Raw genomic sequence first — 16,459 nt, 5'->3', positions numbered from 1 at the left:
GATGACCGCACCTCATATTCTCGACCCTGCCCGCCTGCTTGGTGAAGCCCTCGCCGATTCGTCGCCGGATCTGATGCGGCAACTGTTGCAGACGATGATCAACACGCTCTTGTCCGCGGACGCGGACGCCGTTGTCGGCGCGGAATGGGGGCAGGCGTCCCCGGACCGTGTCGCGCAGCGCAACGGCTACCGACACCGCGACCTTGATACCCGGGTCGGCACGATCGACGTGCAGATCCCGAAGCTGCGCACCGGCACCTACTTCCCGGAATGGCTGCTCGAGCGCCGCAAGCGCGCCGAGACCGCGCTGATCACCGTGGTCGCGGACTGCTACCTCGCCGGTGTCTCGACCCGTCGGATGGACAAGCTCGTCAAGACCCTCGGGATCCATAGCTTGTCGAAGTCGCAGGTGTCGCGGATGGCGGCGGATCTCGATGAGCACGTCGACCAGTTCCGGCACCGCCCCCTGGGCGATGCTGGCCCGTTCACGTTTGTCGCCGCCGACGCGCTGACCATGAAGGTCCGCGAAGGCGGCCGTGTCATCAACGCCGTCGTGCTGGTCGCGACCGGGGTGAACGCCGACGGCCACCGGGAAGTCCTCGGCCTCCGCGTTGCCACAAGCGAGACCGGAGCGGCGTGGAACTCGTTCTTCGCCGACCTCGTCGCCCGCGGCCTCGGCGGGGTGCGCCTGGTCACCAGCGACGCCCACGCCGGCCTCGTGGAGGCGATCGCGGCGAACCTGCCCGGCGCCGTCTGGCAAAGATGCCGCACCCACTACGCCGCGAACCTGATGAGCGTGACACCGAAGGCCATGTGGCCGGCAGTGAAAGCGATGCTGCACTCCGTCTACGACCAGCCCGACGCCGACGCCGTCAACGCCCAGTTCGACCGGCTCCTGGACTACGTCGACGAGAAACTCCCCGACGCCTTCTCTCACCTCGACGCCGCCCGCGCCGACATCCTCGCGTTCACCGGGTTCCCCGACGGGCTCTGGCAGCAGATCTGGTCCAACAACCCGAACGAGAGATTGAACCGGGAGATCCGCCGCCGTACCGACTCCGTGGGCATCTTCCCCAACCGCGACGCGATCATCCGGCTCGTCGGCGCCGTCCTCGCCGAGCAGACCGACGAATGGGCCGAAGGACGCCGCTACCTCGGACTCGACATCCTCGCCAAGTCCCGCCTCACCCTCGTCCCCGACACCGGAGATGAGGTGACCGACCAGCCCGTCCTCGAACTCAGCGCCTAACCGAAACCAACAGCAGAAGGATCACCGACCGCTACACCACTCGCCGGGGCTTGACCGAAGCGGTGGCGAATTCGGTTGACATTGCGTACCCGCAACGCCGTAGCTTCACCCCATCTCAGCCCTGTGTATGCGAGCACCAATACGAGCGTCGGATGCGCACAGTTTCCGGCGAGAACGCTCACCTGTTCGTGCGATAGATATACGCGGCGTTTCGCGGGAGCTCTCCGCGGCAGGCTGCGAAGATTGCGCGCGGGATTTGCGGCCAGCCGGCGATCGTCGACGGCAAGGTCCAGGATGCCGGCGAGCACCCCGAGCGCACGGAGCACGACGGTACGCGACCGCTTGGACGCGAGCTCCGCCACCCACGCTTGTACCTCTGACCTGTGTATAGAGGACAGCTCGCGATTTGACCACGCTGGAGCGACGTGCGCACGCCAGGAGTGCTCGAGCGCGGCAAACGACGAGGGCTTCAGCATGGGGGGTCGCTTCGACCGGAACCAGCTGTCAGCGAAGCTACCCAGGGCCACTTTGCCGAGAGCAGGGTCGATGTAGTCACCGGTCGCCGTCGACACGGTGACGGTCGCCAAGAAGAGCTTCGCCTCCCGCAGCGAAGCGAAGCCCCGCTTCTCAGTTTCGGTCTTGTCGGGCTTTCGGTAGCGGACGCGATACCGGCGCCCGTGCACCGTCTCGTATGGCGCGATACTGCCCATTTCGGCCTCGCAAACCTGCTTCCACCTCAGTGTGAGCCGCGGTAGCGGGAGCGTCAATGCATGCAGTTGTAGCGAACCTCCTGCGGGTGAGTGATCTGGACGACGCATTGAGACGGGTAGTTGGGCCGATCATCGGTCCGTTGTCTTCGGCCAGCCGATGCGGTGCAATGAAGATGCGGAGCAGCGGTACGCACTGCGGTTGTCGGCGATTCCTGCAAGTCTGCGCAGCCTAGGGAGGAGAAGGCTCATGCGATTCAAGTTTGTGGCAACGCGAGTCGAGACGGTCGAGCGCTGGGTGCGAGCGACCGATGAGGATGATGCCTACCAGAAGGTCAAAGAGCAGCTGGAACGTCCCTACGCCTTTATTGGAGAGTGGGAGTGTCAGGCAACAGAGGTGCGCATCGTCGCCGCGGAGGATGCCGTCGCCCTTGATGCGAGCGCGCTGGCAGGGCCCGGTGGAGGGATGCTCAAGCTCAAGGACGCTGCTCAAGCGCTTGGAGTCTCCTACGGGACGCTCCACAAGCTCATCACGAGAGGCGACATCAGGTCGACGTCCGTGGGTTCCAGGGTCCTGATCTCACGGGAGGCCATCGACGACTTCATCCGTGAGAATACCCGGAGAGGCTCGACACCATAGCATCTCTCCGGGCGATCCTCGATGAGCAGTTGCGTCCTATGCGCCAGCCTAGCCATAACCGACGGATCACCGACGAACCCAGCTCGCGACGCGCGGCGTCAAGGTGCCCCCGACAGGATTTGAACCTGCGACCTGCGCGTTAGGAGTGCGTTGCTCTATCCACTGAGCTACGGAGGCGTTTGACCCAGCCTATTCGACCCACTCGAGCCCCGTTCGTCGGGGAAGGGTGCTCGGTATGCCGCGGCGCCCGCTCAGATGATACCGGCGCGACGGCGATACGCGATTCGGATGCTCCGCGGTGAGGGGCCAACGTCTGCTGCCCGCCTGACCCGACGGCGGCCGGACGCCCTGGCCTCGTGCACGGCGTCTTCGATGTCGAAGTCCAGGAGTTCACGGTCGTCGAGGTCGAGGCGACGCACACGCTCGGCGATGAACTCGGCGAGCACGGCCGCAGCGGCTGTTTTGGACATAGGGGTGGCTTCTTGAGTCATGCCCCTTACATGCGCGGTGTGCATCGCGCCGTGTGACACCGGTCAGCGCCAGAGGGTGGTGAGCCCGTCCGATGCGGACACTCGAAGACCCGATTTCCTTGGCGCCGCGGATGAGGCAACCGACGCATACTTCTCAAAGCGCAACGATACGAACGCCAGGTCGTGCCCAGACGTGATCACGGTCGGTAGGGCCAGTGAAGTCGCGGCTAGGTCATGCCGTCTCGTACGGGTGAGACGGCCGGTACAAGAGATCAAGTCATTTGACGAGTCCACGAGTGGGTCGCTCGGGCGAGGGCGCTACCTCCATGGATCAGGTAGTGCAGATTGGGCGCAGGTCGAGTGACGTCTCACATCAGCGGAACGGATGCCGGGGCCTCGGGCTCCGGCATCCATGCGTCTGCCGCTGCGACGGATGAGGTCTGCTGTCGGGGTGGATGCCGCGGTCAGCGGACGTCTGCCGCCGCGTCATCCGTCGCAGAGTGCCGCTATCCGGCAGGTTGGCGACGTTTCGCGACGGATGAAGTCCGCCGTCGGGGGTGGATGCCGCGGTCAGGCGGGACCCGCCGCGACGCGGCGCCGGGCGAGGCGCGCGACTCCGGCATCCCTCAGCCGATCGGCGATGAAGATGCCGAGCCACGTGCCGGCCAGGCACGACACGAAGCACAGCGCCACGAACGCGACCAGAAGCGGCGCGCTCATGGCCCACAGGTCGAACGACTGCGCCGCGAGGAACGGATAGGCGATGCCCACTGCCGCCCCGCCGGCGTAGTGCAGCCAGGTCGACCACCGCCGATAGAGGGTCACCAGGAACGGCAGCTCGGGAAACGCCGACCAGAACAGCGTCGTCGCGATGGCGGTGACCGTGTAGAACGGCGCGAGCACGAGTCCCGAGATGAGGCCGACGAGCACGCCGGCGAACGGTCGCTGGATCAGCCGCAGCGCGATCACCGCGGGTAGCACCCACAGGCCGGCGATGCCGACCGACACGAACGGCACGGCCGCGAACAGCACGAGCGAGACCCACCAGCCGATCGCGAGCACCGCGGCCGACGCGACGCCGATCGCGGCGCAGGTCAGCAGGTAGGCGGTGGTGACCGTGCCCACGTCAGTGCTCCGCAGCGACGGCCTGCTGCGACTTGGGCGCAGGCGATGCTGCGCCCACCCGCCAGTAGCCGAGGAAGCTGACGGCGTTCTTGTCCATGCCCTGCGCGACGAGGTGCCGGCGCGCCGAGGTCGGCAGCTCCTGCTCGCCGGCGATGTACGCATGCGTTCCGGATGCCGGGGAGGGCAGCGCCTGCAGAGCTTCGAGCGCCGCGGTTCCGGGCTTCGCGTCGGCGTCGCGCGCGATCCAGCGGACGTCGATGCCGGCCGGAGCCGGGAACTCCAGCACATCGTCCGCGGTGGGCACCTCGAGGATCGCGACCCCGGTGGCATCGACCGGCAGCGACGCGCAGATCCCGGCGATCGCGGGCACGGCGGTCTCGTCCCCGACCAGCAGCACCCGGTCGACGCCGCGCTCGGGGTTGAACCGCAGGCCCTCGTCGATGAGCACGACGCTCTCGCCCGGCTCGGCTGCCTGCGCCCAGCGTGAGGCCGGGCCGGCGGTCGGCCCCGACCCGTGCAGCACGAAGTCGACGTCGAGTTCGGCCCCGGCATCCCCCGTACCTGGGCGGAACTCGCGCACGGTGTAATTGCGCATGACGGGCCGCACGCCGTCGGGGATGCGCAGGTACTTGAGATACCCGAAGATCTTGTGCGCCTTCGCGGGAAGGCGTTCGAGCCCCTCGTCGCCGCCGAGCGGCAAGAAGATGCGGAACCATTGGTCATAACCCATCGGCGTGAACCGATCGATCTCGCCGCCGCCGAGGGTGATCCGCATCCAGTGCGGGCTGAGCCGTTCGGTCCGCAGCACCGTCACATGCACGAGGTCCTGCGAGGCGGGCTTCACAATGCCGTTGGTCCGGGCCATTCCGGGTCCTTTCGGTGGGGGTGGATGCCGGGGATGCCGGCGCCTGAGCACGGGAACGCCGTCACGGGAGCACCCACGGGAAGAAGGCGATCAGGATGCCGGCCGAGGCAACCCAGAAGGCGAAGACGAAGACGGTGTCACGGATGCGCCACGGCACGATGTAGCGCTCGGTGCGGTCGGCGTACGCACCGAACGCCCGCGCGTCCATGGCCAGCGCGACGCGTTCGGCGTGGCGGATGGCCCCGGCCAGCAGCGGGACGATGTAGCCCCACCAGCGGGCGATCGCGGCGAAGGGGCCGCGCCCGCCGTGCGATCCGCGGACCCGGTGCGCTTGACGGATCACCTCGAGCTCGAAGCCGAACCGCGGCACGAAGCGGAAGGCGGCCAGGGCGGTGTACCCGATCCGGTACGGCACGCGCAGCTGCTGAACGGTCGAGCGGACCAGGTCGGGCCCGGTCGTGGTCAGTCCCGCGATGAGGGCGAGCGCGAAGATCGCCGCCAGGCGCAGACCGGTCGCGAGGCCGATCTGGATGGCGCCGCTGTAGAGGGTCCATGAGCCGATCGACAGGAGCGGGACGGTGTGTTCGACGCCCGCCGGATCGGCCCACAGCGACATCCCGAGTCCGATGACGAGTGCGGCAGCCGGCAGGGCGACGCCGAGCAGAAGCCAGACCATCCGGCCCAGCGGGGCACCGACCAGCAGGAGCAGGTAGCTGAGCGCGATGAATGCGAGCGGGGTCGCCAGGTCGCGCACGAAGACCAGCAGCACGATCACGGGCAGCGGCGCGGCCAACTTGGCGAGCGGGTTCAGCCCGGTCAGGAAGCGCCCGGGTGCCGGCGCGGTGGCGTACGGATCGAGGACGGAGGTCACGGGGTCGCCTCCGGACCTGCGGGCCGGCTGAGCGGTGGGGTGGGCGTCGCCTGGTGCGGCGCGGCGGTGGTGGGCGCCTGGTGTGGGGGCGCGGCGGTGGGCGCGTGGTGCGGAGGCGTGGTCGGCGGGCCGCCCGGCAAGTCCGCCAGACGCGTCGCCGTGGCGAGGGACGGATGCCGCGTGACGCCGTGCAAGGCGGTGACCAGCGGCGGCAGGCGGAGGCCGGCTCCTCGCAGCAGTGCCTCGTCGGCGAAGATGTCGGCGGTGGGGGCGTCGGCCGTGATGCGGCCGCCAGAGACGACGACCGTGCGCGAGGCGTACTCGGCTACGAGCTGCATGTCGTGGGTCACGACGAGAATGGTCGTGCCCTCGGCATTGAGATCCTGCAACAGGCGCAGCAGTTCGTCGGCGCGGGCGCGGTCCTGCCCGAACGTGGGTTCGTCGAGGGCCAGGATCGGGGCGCCGGCGACCAGCGCCGTGCCCACCGACAGCCGGCGCTTCTGCCCGCCCGACAGCAGGAACGGGTGCACACCGGCCTTGCCCTCGAGCCCGAACCGGCGCAGCACCTCGAGAGCGCGCTCGCGCACCTCGTCTTCGGGCAGCTTCTGCAGGCGCAGCCCGTGGGCGAGCTCGTCGAACACGGTGTGCGCGATGAACTGGTGCTCGGGGTTCTGGAACACGAACCCGATGCGCCGCGACAGCCGTCGCAGGTCGGTGCGCGCCGGGTCGACGCCCTGCACCCGGATCGCGCCGCGAGGCGGATCGACCACCCCCGCGATCGCCTGGATCAGACTCGTCTTGCCCGCGCCGTTCGCCCCGACGACGGCGACGAACTCCCCGGCATCCACTCTCAGGCTCACGTCATGGAGCACCTCGGTGCGCCCCCGCTTGAGGGTCAGGTTGTGCACTTCGATGGCCGGCAGCGCTGCCGGGCCGGCTTGGGGCGTGCCCATCTGCGCAGAATCGCGCGAAGTTCGCAGGAATTCGGCCGAATCGTGCGAACTTCGCGCGATAGTGCGCAGTTCGACGGGGTGGGATGCCGCGGGTGCGGCGTCGAGCGCATCGCGCAGTTCGACGGGGGTCAGTGGCAGCCGGTCGAAAACCCAGCCGGCATCTCTCAGCCGCAGCGCAGCGATGGTCGATACCGGCAGCCAGACGCCCATCTCGTGCAGTTCGCCGGCCCGGGCGCGCAGCACCTCGTCGACCGACCCGGCCGCGTACGTACGGCCTTCGGCGTCGAGGACCACGACCTTGTCGGTGATCGCGATGACGGCGTCGAGATTGTGCTCGACGAGCAGCACCGCGCGACCGGCGGCGACGACGTCGGCCAGGGCCGAGTACACGTCCTCGATACCGGCCGGGTCGAGGTTCGCGGTGGGCTCGTCGAGCACCAGCAGCTCGGACCCGAGGGCCAGCGCGCAGGCGATCGCCAGTCGCTGCTTGCCGCCGCCCGAGAGGCGGTCGGGGTTCTCGCTCCGGCGCCCCCACAGCCCCATCTGCCGCAGCGCCCGCTCGGTGCGCGACAGCACCTCGTCGACGGGCAGCTTGAGGTTCTCGGGCCCGAACGCGACCTCGTCGAACAGGGTGCCGGTGACCAGCTGGGCGTCGGGGTCCTGGAACACCATGCCCACGTGCGCACTCAGCTGCGGCACCGGCGTCGTCGCGGCATCGAGCCCGCCGACGTGCACGGTGCCGGTCATCGTGGCCGGCACCGCCTGCGGGATCAGCCCGTTGGTCGTGAGCGCAAGGGTCGACTTGCCCGATCCGCTCGGCCCGAGCAGCAGCACGAGTTCACCCGGAAGAACTTCGAGAGTCGCGGATGCCGGTGTCGCGGCATCCGTCCCCTCATGTCGCACCGCGACGTCGACGGCGCGCAGCACGGCGGTGCCGGCGAGGGCGTGATCCGGGGCGTCGGCCGCGGTGGCGCCGGACGCGGCAGCGGTCACGAGCGGTCCCAACGAAGGAGGAATACGGGCCTTGCCAGCTTAGCCTGCCCTAACTTAGGCGCTCAAGCAGTTCGACGGGCCACTCCGGCGCGACGGAGGGCAGATCCGATGGCCAATCCGACCGCGGTCCATGCGACCGGTCCCACGAGGAAGAACACGACGAACAGGACTCCGGCCCACGGCGCCAGCGCGCTCACGTCGAAGGCGAACCACAGCGGGAGGGCGAGCACCGCGCCGGTGATAACGCCCGACAGCAGGAACCGCCAGGCCTCCCAGTGCCGGTAGCGGGTGAGCGCGGACACACCTTCCTGCACGCCGCCGAAGACCAGCGCCGCCAGAAGGTAGCGCCCGGTCATGACCGGCACGAAGGCGCACGCGATCAGCGCGGCGAGGGCGTGGGTGAGCAGGGCGACCCAGGGCAGCCGCAGCACCTGCTGCGCGATCACGCCCGGCAACGCGTGGAATCCGAGCACGAGTCCGTAGAGGGGGATGGCCACTCCCGCGGAGGCGCCGTGGAGGGGAGTCCACAGCGCGGTCGCGATCCCGGTGGCGACGCCGATCGCCGCGCATACGAGCAGGACGCGCGTCGAGAGGGCGGAGGTTCGGGCCACGACACCAGCGTATCCGTGGCTGCGCGCGATGCGGTGGTCCGCGTCCGTGAGAATTCGTCTCGCCGGTCAGGGGCGCCGGCGCCGCTGCGTGAGGCGCACGCCCGGCATCGGCGGGGCGGGGATGCGCTCGTCGCCGTGATCGACGACGTGGCCGAAGCGGTCGGTGTCCGCCTCCCACGCCTCGCGCGCCTCGACGATCTCCTCGTGGGTGCGGCCGACGAAGTTCCACCACATGACGATGTCGGCCTCGAACGGCTCACCGCCGATGAGGAACACGGTCGTGTCGCCGGCGGCCGCCACCTCGATGCCCGAGCGGGCGATGCCCAGATACAGGAGCGCTTGCGGAGCCAGCTCGACCGCGTCGGCGGCATCCGTCACCACCGAAGGTGTGCCGTCGATACCGACCAGCGCGTGCTCCCACGCCGGGTTCAGGGGCAGCGTGACCCGCACGCCGGCCGGGATGAACACCTCGGCGCCGACGATCGGCGTGTACATCTCCGCGGGCGAGTCGACGCCGGCGAACGAGCCGACGACGACGGCCGCCGTCGCGCCGTCGCCGAGGTCGACGACCGGCAGCTCGCGGTACTGCGCGAAGGCGGGCGGACCGTGGCGGCGCGACTCGGGCAGCGCCACCCAGAACTGCAGCGCATCGATCTCGGCCTCGCCGTCGCCGACCGAGTACTCGGAGTGCGCAATCCCCGCGCCGCTGGTCATGATGTTCAGTTCGCCGCGGTGGATGACGACGTCGTTGCCGAGCACATCGCGGTGCCGGGTGTCGCCGACGAACGGCCAGGTGACCGTCTGCAAGCCGATGTGCGGATGCGGCTCCACGCGCATCTTCGCGGTCTGCGGGCCGAACCGGTCGAGAAAGCACCAAGCGCCGACCATCGGCAGCGCGCGCTGCGGCAGGCTGCGGTGCACCTGCATGTTGCGCACCCCGCCCAGCGGCACTTCGCGTGCGTGCAGCATCAGTGCGCGCGGACCGTCGCACGGCGAGGGCGATTCGATCTGCGGATCCGTGCCCTGCGCGAGCGCCCCCTCGCCCAGGCGGGTCATCGCTCTGCGGCGTCGATGGCTGCGCTGCCGGCTTCGTCAGCCGTCGGGCGCCAGTGCACGTCGAGCCCCTCGATGGTGTTCGAGTGGAGGAACTTCACGATGTAGGGGCACACCGGCACGACCGTCTCTGCGCGGGCTGCGACATCGGTCAGTGCGCGCGAGACGAGGATCTTGGCCAAGCCCCGTCCCGAGAACGCGGGGTCGACCTGCGTGTGCGGGAAGACCAGGCGGCCCTCGCGATCGACGATGAACTCGGTGAACCCGGCGACGGTGTCATCGAGGTGGATCTCGTACCGGCCACGCTCGTCATTGCGGCTGACGGTGATCTCGGGGGCATCGGTCACGGCGGCTCCTCTGCTCGGTCCTGCGCGGGTGACTCCACCGTAGGCGTGGTCGGCGGCATTGCGCCAGGGAGGGGTGGATGCCGGTGTGCTGAACCGCTTGTCGCGCCGGCGATGCCGCTCGTCGCGGCGGACCGACGCGCGCCTCGCTCGTCCACGGACTTGTTCCTAACGTGGGGGGTACGCAATGCTGCGTCATCCAAGGAGAACCCCCATGACCGAATCCTCGTCGCGCCGTGGCCGCGGCGCCGCGCCCGATATCGACGAGCCGGACATCGTCACCGACCCGGCACTTCCCCCTGTCGCTCTCAGCGAAGCCGAACACACCAAAGACGGCCGCTGGACTCCGCTGAAGATCGCGGTGTGGGTGATCATCGCGCTGCTGGGCGGGGTGGCCTGGGTCATGCTGGCGATCGTGCGGGGCGAGACCGTCAACGCGATCTGGTTCGTGTTCGCCGCGGTGTGCACCTACCTGATCGGCTACCGCTTCTACTCCAAGGTCATCGAGCGTTTCATCGCGCGCCCCGACGACAGGCGCGCCACGCCCGCCGAGGTCAAGCAGGACGGCAAGGACTACGTGCCGACGGACCGCCGCGTGCTCTACGGGCACCACTTCGCCGCGATCGCCGGCGCGGGGCCGCTGGTCGGTCCGGTCCTGGCCGCGCAGATGGGCTTCCTGCCCGGCACGATCTGGATCATCGTCGGCGTCGTGCTCGCCGGTGCCGTGCAGGACTACCTGGTGCTGTTCTTCTCGATGCGCCGCGGCGGCCGCACGATCGGCCAGATGGCCCGTCAGGAGCTCGGCCGCATCGGCGGCACCGCCGCGATCATCGCCTCGCTGCTGATCATGCTGATCATCGTGGCGATCCTGGCACTCGTCGTCGTCAATGCTCTCGGCGAGAGCCCGTGGGGCGTCTTCTCGGTGGCCATGACGATCCCGATCGCCCTGTTCATGGGTGTCTATCTGCGCTATCTGCGCCCCGGCAAGGTGACCGAGGTCTCGCTCATCGGGTTCGTGCTGCTGATGTTCGCGATCATCGGCGGCGGCTGGGTCGCCGGCACCGAGTGGGGCCAGGCGATCTTCCACCTCGACAAGACCACGATCGCGTGGGGCATCATCATCTACGGCTTCATCGCGGCGATCCTGCCGGTGTGGCTGCTGCTCGCCCCCCGTGACTACCTCTCGACGTTCATGAAGATCGGTGTCATCGTCATGCTCGCCGGCGCCATCGTGCTGGTGCGCCCGGAGATCACGGTTCCCGCGGTCACCGAGTTCGCCGAAACGGGACTCGGGCCGGTGTTCTCCGGACCGCTGTTCCCGTTCTTGTTCGTCACGATCGCCTGTGGCGCGCTGTCGGGCTTCCACGCGCTCATCGCGTCGGGCACGACGCCGAAGCTCATCGAGAAGGAGCGTCAGACCCGCTTCATCGGCTACGGCGGCATGCTCATGGAGTCGTTCGTGGCGATCATGGCGCTCGTCGCCGCGATCTCGATCGACCAGGGCATCTACTTCGCGATGAACTCTCCGGCCGCGCTGACCGGCGGCACGGTGGAGGGCGCGGTGGCCTTCGTCAACACGCTGGGTCTGACCGGCCCGCCGTTGACGCCCGAGATGCTCACCTCGACGGCCGCCGCGGTCGGCGAGGAGTCGATCGTCTCGCGCACCGGCGGTGCGCCCACTCTGGCCCTCGGCCTGGCGCACATCATGCAGCAGGTCCTCGGCGGAAACGCTCTGATGGCGTTCTGGTACCACTTCGCCATCATGTTCGAGGCGCTGTTCATCCTCACCGCCGTCGATGCCGGCACACGGGTGGCGCGCTTCATGCTGCAGGACTCTCTCGGCGCCTTCTTCCCGAAGTTCCGGGACGTGTCGTGGCGGCCGGGTGTGTGGATCTGCACGGCGATCATGGTCGCCGGCTGGGGATACATCCTGATCCTCGGTGTGACCGACCCGCTCGGCGGCATCAACACCTTCTTCCCGCTGTTCGGCATCGCCAATCAGCTCCTCGCCGCGATCGCGCTCGCCGTGGTCATGGCGGTCGTCGCCAAACGGGGGCGCAGTTACGTGAAGTGGCTGTGGATCGTGGCAGCGCCGCTCGCCTTCACCGCGGTGATCACCATCACGGCCTCGCTGTACAAGATCTTCTCGCCGGTCCCGGCGATCGGGTACTGGGCGAACCACTTCAAGTACCGTGCGGCGCTCGAGTCCGGCGACGACAGCCTCGGCACGCCCGAGGTCGTCGAGGCCGTCATGCGCAACACCGCGGTCCAGGGAACGCTGTCGATCGTGTTCGTCACGCTCGCGATCGTCGTGATCATCGCGGCGGTGGTCGTCACGATCAGGGCGATCCTCGCCGGGGGCGGTGAGAACACCGAAGAGGCGCCTGTCGCGTCGCGCCGATACGCGCCGGCGGGATTCATTCCGACGCCGTCCGAGCGCGAGCTCGAGAAGCAGTGGGAGCCGATCCTCGAACAGGAACGTCGCGAGATCGCGCGCCGCGGGCACTGAGATGACATACCGAATGGATGCCGCGGTCTCCCGCCCGCTGCGTGCCCTCGTGGCCGCCGCGGGCCGGGCGGGCCGCGGCATCCGCTGGTACATGACCAACCTGATGGGCGACAGCGCCTACGCGACCTACGTCGCCCATCAGCGGCGCACGCACCCCGGCGTCGAGGTGCTCACCGAGCGGCAGTTCTGGCGACAGCGGATGGACGACCAGGACCGCAACCCCGGCGCCCGCTGCTGCTGACCGCGTGCCTCTCGCGTCGAGTGCATCACCGTCGACACGCGGCCGCCCCGGGTCCGTAGGCTGACGCCATGACCGACGCCGTCGTCCTCGCCGCGGTGCTCGGCGTCGCGGGCGGAATCGTGCTGACACTGCTGCTCGTGTTCGCGTGGCGCCTCGCCCGCGGCTCGACCGATCTCGGCAGCGATGCGGAGCAGGGTGCGTACGCCGCGCTCCACCAGGCGAGTCTGGCCGCTCCGCACCTGCGCGGTGGTCTCGTCGCACCCGATGTCGCGCCCGCCGCACGGCACCTGCGCGTCCTGCTCGGCAGCGCCGCCGTGGCGCTCGTCAGTGAAGGCCGCGTGGTCGCACTCGACGGGCACCCCACCGGGCTCGAGGCGGCGGCGCTGCGTATCGCCGAACGCGTCCGCGAGACCGGCCGCCGCCAGGTGTTCCCGCGCAGTGAGGGTAACGACTCGCTCGAGGCGGTCGGCGCGCCCATCACCGTCGACGGGATCGTCATCGGCGCCGTCGTCGCGTTCGCCGTGCCGGTGCGAGCCGCGCTCGTGCGCGCGGCCGGCGAGGTCGCCGACTGGTGCGCCGCACAGGTCGAGCTCGGCGACCTCGACGCGTCGCGCGCCGCGCTCGCCGAGGCCGAGCTGCGGTCGCTGCGGGCGCAGATATCCCCTCATTTCATCTACAACGCCCTCACCGCGATCGCCTCATTCATCCACACCGATCCGACTCGAGCGCGCGAACTGGTGCTCGAGTTCGCCGATTTCACCCGTTATTCGTTCCGGCGTCAGGGCGAGTTCACGACCGTGGCGGAAGAACTGCGCAGCATCCATTCCTATCTCGAGCTCGAGCGCGCCCGCTTCGGCGACCGCCTGCAGGTCACGCTGCGCATGGCGCCCGAGACGCTGGCCACGGTCATCCCCTTCCTGTCGGTGCAGCCACTGGTCGAGAACGCGGTCCGGCACGGCCTCGAGCCCGGCGAGGCGGGCGGCACCATCCGCATCGCCTCGCGCGACGAGGCGACACACACCGAGATCACCGTCGAGGACGACGGCGTGGGCATGGATCCGGGCGCGCTGCGCACGCTGCTGACAGCGGCCGACGACGGTGCGCACATCGGACTGCGAAATGTCGACACGCGACTGCGTCAGCTGTACGGCGCCGACGGCGGGCTGGTCGTGGAGACGAACACCGGCGCCGGTACCCTGGTCAAGATGCGGATCCCGAAGTCGCAGCCGCTGCACCAGCCCGATCCGGTCTGAGTGAGGGGGACCCCGTGATCGATGTTCTCGTCGCCGACGACGAGCGGCCCGCGCTCGACGAGCTCGCCCATGTGCTGCGGGCCGATGATCGCATCGGCGAGATCCTCACCGCATCCACCGGCGCCGATGTCCTGCGTCTGCTGTCGGAGCGTACGGTCGTGATCGCGTTCCTCGACATCCACATGCCGGGTCTGAACGGCCTCGAACTCGCCCGCGCGCTGCGCAGCCTGGCCGAGCCGCCGGCCGTCGTCTTCGTCACCGCCGACGAGGCCCGCGCGGTCGACGCGTTCGATCTGCGCGCGGCGGACTACCTGCTCAAGCCCGTCCGCGCCGAACGGCTTCGCCGTGCCGTCGATCGGGCGCTCGAACTCGGCGGTGCCGGCGACTCAGAGGACGACGAGGTTCTCCCGGTGACCGTCGGCGCGGTCGTCCGCTTCGTTCATCGGCGCGATGTGCGGTGGGTGCATGCGCAGGGTGACTACTCTCGGCTGCACCTCGACGACGGGTCGGGTCATCTCGTGCGCATTCCGATCTCGGAGCTCGAGCAGAGGTGGTCGGATGCCGGTTTCGTCCGCGTCCACCGGTCCTATCTCGTGCACGCGGCATCCATCACCGAAGTGCGCCTCACCGGACCGGAGCCGTCCGTCTCGGTGGGGGATGTGGTGGTGCCGGTCAGCCGGCGTCTGGTTCCCGCCGTGCGCGAGGCGCTGCTGCCCGGAGGCGCACGATGACCGACCCGCCGCGGCGCGTGCGAGTGACCGCTGACACCACGGTGCGGCGGGTGGGCCCGTCGACGCGCGGGATCGCGCTGCCCGGCGCCCCGGTCGACGAGGCGGACGCCGTCTACGCCCGCGCCCTGCGGCGGTCGCAGCTGCGGCTGGCGCTGGGCACCGTGGCGGGATTCGTCGTGGTCGGTGCCGCTCTGGCCGCTGCCATCGCGCTGATCCCCGAACTCAACGACATCGTGCTGCTCGGCGTGCCGTTGTCGTGGCTGCTGCACGCGTTCGCGTTCTATCCGGTGATCCTCGGGTTCGCGCTGCTCTACGCACGAGCGGCGGGTCGCAACGAGCGGCTGTATCGCGCACTGCGGGAGCGCGAGTGAACGCCGTCCTCGACCTCACCGCGGTCGCCCTCCTGGTCGCTGCGACGCTCATCATCGGCGTGTACGGACTGCGCATCTCGCGGACAACGAGTGACTTCTTCGTGGCCTCACGCACCGTGCGGCCGGTGTGGAACGCATCCGCGATCAGCGGCGAGTACCTCTCGGCCGGCACGTTCCTGGGGCTGTCGGGCATGATCCTGCTCGCCGGTGCGCGCGGCTTCTGGTTCCCGATCGGCTACGCGGCCGGCTACCTGCTCGTCCTGGTGTTCGTCGCCGCACCGCTGCGCCGCAGCGGCGCTTACACCATTCCGGATTTCGTCGAAGCACGGCTGGAGTCGACGGCGGCGCGCCGTGTCACGAGCGCGGCGGTGCTCATCATCGGGTGGCTCTACATCGTGCCGCAGCTGCACGGCGCAGGCATCACGCTCGTCGTGGTGGCGGGGATGCCGCCCTGGGTGGGTGCGGTGGTCGTCGCCGTCCTGGTGGCCATCGCCGTCGCCGCCGGCGGTATGCGAGCGATCACCTACGTCCAGGCCTTCCAGTACTGGCTCAAGCTGACGGCGCTGCTGGTGCCCGTCATCTTCATCTTCTTCGCCCTCAGCGGCGGCCCCCACGACGTCGACCCGGCGGTCGTCTTCCCGATCGAGGCAGGCCCGTCGCGCATGGACGTGTACGAGACCGGATCGCTCATGCTGGCGTTGCTGCTGGGCACGATGGGCCTGCCCCACGTGCTCGTGCGGTTCTACACGAGCCCGACCGGGGTGTCGGCGCGCCGGACCACCGTTCTGGTCATCGCGATGGTGAGCATCTTCTACGCCGTCTCGAGCATCGTGGGCCTGCTCGCACGCCGGGTCACCCCCGACCTCGCCGAACCCGGTCTCGCCGACACGGTCGCGCTCGTGCTGCCCTCGCGCGTCTTCCCCGGTCTCGGCGGCGAACTGCTGACCGCACTCGTGGTCGCGGGCGCGTTCGCGGCATTCCTCGCGACATCAGCCGGGCTCGTGGTCTCGCTTGCCGGTGTGATCAGCCAGGACGTGTTCTCCGGTTCGGTGCGCTCCTTCCGCGGCTCGGCCGTACTGTGCACGCTGGTACCGCTGCTGGTCGCATTGCTGACCGCTCCGGCCGGACTCGTCTCCAGCGTCGGAGTCGTGTTCGTCTTCGCCGCGTCGAGCCTGTCACCGGTCGTGCTGCTGGGCGTGTGGTGGCGGCGGCTCACCGCGAGAGGGGCGGTCGCCGGCATGATCACCGGGGCGCTCTCGTGCGGTCTCGCACTGCTCGTGCACGCGGCGATCGACGGTGTGGGTCTCGCGGCCCCGTACCTGGCCCAGCCCGCGGCCTGGACGATCCCCCTCGCCATCGCCGTCATGGTGGCCGTGTCGCTCCTCGACCGCCGCGGCACCCCGCTGCGCGCCGACCGCTATCTCGCCCGACTGCACGCACCCGAACGCGCGTGAGGGCTGTGACCCGGGGAGT

Annotated in this window: 17 protein-coding genes and 1 tRNA gene; 8 read left to right on the top strand and 10 right to left on the bottom strand. The window is 69.4% G+C overall.

Annotated features, from left to right (window positions below; all coding sequences use genetic code 11):
* Nucleotide 1 precedes the first annotated feature (1 nt).
* Nucleotides 2-1,249 carry an IS256 family transposase gene (locus BKA10_RS11070; protein WP_183499936.1) on the top strand — a complete coding sequence of 416 codons (1,248 nt, stop codon included), beginning with the start codon at nucleotides 2-4 and terminating at the stop codon, nucleotides 1,247-1,249.
* On the opposite strand, the gene BKA10_RS11065 is transcribed toward BKA10_RS11070, so the two are convergent.
* The gene (locus tag BKA10_RS11065) at nucleotides 1,246-1,959 is read right to left on the bottom strand and encodes a phage integrase central domain-containing protein (protein ID WP_183499935.1); all 714 of its coding nucleotides are present in this window, start codon (nucleotides 1,957-1,959) and stop codon (nucleotides 1,246-1,248) included. The two genes, BKA10_RS11070 and BKA10_RS11065, sit on opposite strands and share 4 nt — an antisense overlap.
* A gap of 247 nt (nucleotides 1,960-2,206) precedes the next feature.
* Between BKA10_RS11065 and BKA10_RS11060 the strand changes: the two genes are divergently transcribed.
* On the top strand, nucleotides 2,207-2,596 hold the full coding sequence (locus tag BKA10_RS11060) for a helix-turn-helix domain-containing protein (RefSeq protein ID WP_183499934.1): 390 nt from the start codon (nucleotides 2,207-2,209) through the stop codon (nucleotides 2,594-2,596).
* A gap of 104 nt (nucleotides 2,597-2,700) precedes the next feature.
* Here the strand turns inward: BKA10_RS11060 and BKA10_RS11055 are convergent.
* From BKA10_RS11055 to BKA10_RS11015, 9 genes are all read right to left on the bottom strand, one after another.
* Nucleotides 2,701-2,773 (bottom strand) — tRNA-Arg (locus BKA10_RS11055).
* Nucleotides 2,774-2,847: 74 nt separating this feature from the next.
* Nucleotides 2,848-3,066: a hypothetical protein gene (locus tag BKA10_RS11050; RefSeq protein ID WP_183499933.1), complete on the bottom strand. Its 219-nt coding sequence runs from the start codon at nucleotides 3,064-3,066 to the stop codon at nucleotides 2,848-2,850.
* 570 nt (nucleotides 3,067-3,636) lie between these two features.
* Entirely contained in the window at nucleotides 3,637-4,191 is a 555-nt protein-coding gene (locus BKA10_RS11045; protein ID WP_183499932.1) for an ECF transporter S component, read from the bottom strand.
* 1 nt (nucleotide 4,192) lies between these two features.
* Nucleotides 4,193-5,056, bottom strand: coding sequence for a siderophore-interacting protein (locus BKA10_RS11040; RefSeq protein WP_183499931.1), 864 nt, complete (start codon nucleotides 5,054-5,056; stop codon nucleotides 4,193-4,195).
* Nucleotides 5,057-5,117: 61 nt separating this feature from the next.
* The gene (locus BKA10_RS11035; protein WP_183499930.1) at nucleotides 5,118-5,927 is read right to left on the bottom strand and encodes a CbiQ family ECF transporter T component; all 810 of its coding nucleotides are present in this window, start codon (nucleotides 5,925-5,927) and stop codon (nucleotides 5,118-5,120) included.
* On the bottom strand, nucleotides 5,924-7,873 hold the full coding sequence (locus BKA10_RS11030; RefSeq protein WP_183499929.1) for an ATP-binding cassette domain-containing protein: 1,950 nt from the start codon (nucleotides 7,871-7,873) through the stop codon (nucleotides 5,924-5,926). The genes BKA10_RS11035 and BKA10_RS11030 overlap by 4 nt, the downstream gene beginning before the upstream one ends.
* A gap of 62 nt (nucleotides 7,874-7,935) precedes the next feature.
* The gene (locus BKA10_RS11025; RefSeq protein ID WP_183499928.1) at nucleotides 7,936-8,484 is read right to left on the bottom strand and encodes an ECF transporter S component; all 549 of its coding nucleotides are present in this window, start codon (nucleotides 8,482-8,484) and stop codon (nucleotides 7,936-7,938) included.
* Between the two features lie 66 nt (nucleotides 8,485-8,550).
* On the bottom strand, nucleotides 8,551-9,540 hold the full coding sequence (locus BKA10_RS11020; protein ID WP_183499927.1) for a pirin family protein: 990 nt from the start codon (nucleotides 9,538-9,540) through the stop codon (nucleotides 8,551-8,553).
* A complete protein-coding gene (locus tag BKA10_RS11015; protein ID WP_183499926.1) occupies nucleotides 9,537-9,884 on the bottom strand; it encodes an N-acetyltransferase in 348 nt (115 codons plus the stop codon). Before BKA10_RS11015 ends, BKA10_RS11020 begins: the two co-directional genes overlap by 4 nt.
* Before the next feature lie 211 nt (nucleotides 9,885-10,095).
* Here BKA10_RS11015 and BKA10_RS11010 point away from each other — a divergent pair, with 211 nt between their 5' ends.
* The 6 genes from BKA10_RS11010 (at nucleotide 10,096) to BKA10_RS10985 (ending at nucleotide 16,440) form a co-directional block, all read left to right on the top strand.
* On the top strand, nucleotides 10,096-12,390 hold the full coding sequence (locus tag BKA10_RS11010) for a carbon starvation CstA family protein (RefSeq protein ID WP_183499925.1): 2,295 nt from the start codon (nucleotides 10,096-10,098) through the stop codon (nucleotides 12,388-12,390).
* Nucleotide 12,391: 1 nt separating this feature from the next.
* Nucleotides 12,392-12,631 carry a YbdD/YjiX family protein gene (locus tag BKA10_RS11005; protein ID WP_183499924.1) on the top strand — a complete coding sequence of 80 codons (240 nt, stop codon included), beginning with the start codon at nucleotides 12,392-12,394 and terminating at the stop codon, nucleotides 12,629-12,631.
* Nucleotides 12,632-12,699: 68 nt separating this feature from the next.
* A complete protein-coding gene (locus BKA10_RS11000; protein WP_183499923.1) occupies nucleotides 12,700-13,884 on the top strand; it encodes a sensor histidine kinase in 1,185 nt (394 codons plus the stop codon).
* A gap of 14 nt (nucleotides 13,885-13,898) precedes the next feature.
* Entirely contained in the window at nucleotides 13,899-14,615 is a 717-nt protein-coding gene (locus BKA10_RS10995) for a response regulator (protein ID WP_183499922.1), read from the top strand.
* A complete protein-coding gene (locus BKA10_RS10990) occupies nucleotides 14,612-14,986 on the top strand; it encodes a heavy metal transporter (protein ID WP_183499921.1) in 375 nt (124 codons plus the stop codon). Before BKA10_RS10995 ends, BKA10_RS10990 begins: the two co-directional genes overlap by 4 nt.
* Nucleotides 14,983-16,440, top strand: a complete 1,458-nt coding sequence (locus tag BKA10_RS10985) for a sodium:solute symporter family transporter (RefSeq protein WP_183499920.1) — start codon at nucleotides 14,983-14,985, stop codon at nucleotides 16,438-16,440. Before BKA10_RS10990 ends, BKA10_RS10985 begins: the two co-directional genes overlap by 4 nt.
* Nucleotides 16,441-16,459: the final 19 nt, after the last annotated feature.

This window comes from Microbacterium invictum (genome assembly GCF_014197265.1).
Classification (GTDB): Bacteria; Actinomycetota; Actinomycetes; order Actinomycetales; family Microbacteriaceae; genus Microbacterium; species Microbacterium invictum.
Note: the sequence above shows the minus strand (reverse complement) of the source record. Positions and strands in the feature narration are given on the sequence as shown.

What these genes read in the sequence shown, in the direction of transcription:
- BKA10_RS11070 (WP_183499936.1), top strand. Translation starts at nt 2, where the DNA reads ATGACCGCACCTCATATTCTCGACCCTGCCCGCCTGCTTGGTGAAGCC.
- BKA10_RS11065 (WP_183499935.1), bottom strand. Translation starts at nt 1,959, where the DNA reads ATGGGCAGTATCGCGCCATACGAGACGGTGCACGGGCGCCGGTATCGC.
- BKA10_RS11060 (WP_183499934.1), top strand. Translation starts at nt 2,207, where the DNA reads ATGCGATTCAAGTTTGTGGCAACGCGAGTCGAGACGGTCGAGCGCTGG.
- BKA10_RS11050 (WP_183499933.1), bottom strand. Translation starts at nt 3,066, where the DNA reads ATGTCCAAAACAGCCGCTGCGGCCGTGCTCGCCGAGTTCATCGCCGAG.
- BKA10_RS11040 (WP_183499931.1), bottom strand. Translation starts at nt 5,056, where the DNA reads ATGGCCCGGACCAACGGCATTGTGAAGCCCGCCTCGCAGGACCTCGTG.
- BKA10_RS11020 (WP_183499927.1), bottom strand. Translation starts at nt 9,540, where the DNA reads ATGACCCGCCTGGGCGAGGGGGCGCTCGCGCAGGGCACGGATCCGCAG.
- BKA10_RS11010 (WP_183499925.1), top strand. Translation starts at nt 10,096, where the DNA reads ATGACCGAATCCTCGTCGCGCCGTGGCCGCGGCGCCGCGCCCGATATC.
- BKA10_RS11005 (WP_183499924.1), top strand. Translation starts at nt 12,392, where the DNA reads ATGACATACCGAATGGATGCCGCGGTCTCCCGCCCGCTGCGTGCCCTC.
- BKA10_RS11000 (WP_183499923.1), top strand. Translation starts at nt 12,700, where the DNA reads ATGACCGACGCCGTCGTCCTCGCCGCGGTGCTCGGCGTCGCGGGCGGA.
- BKA10_RS10990 (WP_183499921.1), top strand. Translation starts at nt 14,612, where the DNA reads ATGACCGACCCGCCGCGGCGCGTGCGAGTGACCGCTGACACCACGGTG.